The sequence below is a fragment of the Candidatus Streptomyces philanthi genome (assembly GCF_059553635.1).
On sequence record NZ_JCANQV010000634.1, the window covers coordinates 1 to 905 of the forward strand.

The following is a 905-nucleotide window of genomic DNA, read 5'->3' on the forward strand; positions in this document are numbered from 1 at the left end:
GGTACCGAAGAGGTACAGGATCAGGTCCTGGTCCAGCGTGATCCGGCCGAAGTCCATGGCCACGGTCGTGGTCGTCTTGTCCGGTGCGTGCGTGAGGTCGTCGATGCCCGCCGAGGCGGAGGTCATCACGGCTTCGGTGCGCAGCGGGTTGATCTCTGAGACGGCCCCGACGAACGTGGTCTTGCCCACGCCGAAGCCGCCCGCCACCACGATCTTCGCGGAGGTGGTGGAGCGGGCTGCACCGCTAGAGCTTGCGAAGTCCACTGAGCACCCTTTCGAGCAGTGTCACATCTGGCTGTCCGCCGGCGGACTCGTCCCCGCCGGGCTGGTGGATGGCGACGAGTCCGGCCTCCGCCAGGTCGGCGACAAGGATTCGGGCGACGCCGAGGGGAATGGTGAGAAGCGCGGAGATCTCGGCAACCGACTTGATCTCGCGGCAGAGCCGGCAGATGCGCTGGTGCTCCGGCAGCTGGCCCGTCAGCCGGGACGGATCGGCGGTCGTGCTGACCAGTGCCTCGATGGCGAGCTGGTAGCGCGGCCGGGTCCGGCCTCCGGTCATGGCGTACGGCCGTACCAGCGGATGCGGCGCGCCGCCCGCGGACGGCTGCCGCGCCTGCTGGGCGCCGGCCGGCCGGTCGTATGCCGAAGGCCCGTACGGCTGGGACGGGTACTGCTGCTGCCGCGGCGGTTCGGGCCGCTGCGGCCTGCGGCCCGGCGCGGAGGGGAAGTGGAAGCGGTGGGACGGGGGCGCGCCCTGGGGCCCGGAACGGGGTCCGGTGCCCTCGGGGTATCCGCTGGGGGGCGTTGCCACGGCTCCTCCTCCAACTTGCCAATCCGACGCCGGTCGCGTCACCGAACCTTATGGTCCGGTGACGGGAAACGCACTGCCTGTCTGCTAGTTGAGA

2 protein-coding genes are annotated in these 905 nt (G+C 70.7%); both read right to left on the reverse strand.

The window, feature by feature from the left end; all coding sequences use genetic code 11:
• Positions 1-264 (reverse strand): GTP-binding protein (locus AC51EU_RS30775; protein WP_496270375.1); only part of this gene is annotated, 264 nt, incomplete at its 3' end.
• On the reverse strand, positions 245-811 hold the full coding sequence (locus tag AC51EU_RS30780) for a DUF742 domain-containing protein (RefSeq protein ID WP_496270376.1): 567 nt from the start codon (positions 809-811) through the stop codon (positions 245-247). The genes AC51EU_RS30775 and AC51EU_RS30780, both read right to left, overlap by 20 nt.
• Positions 812-905 lie beyond the last annotated feature (94 nt).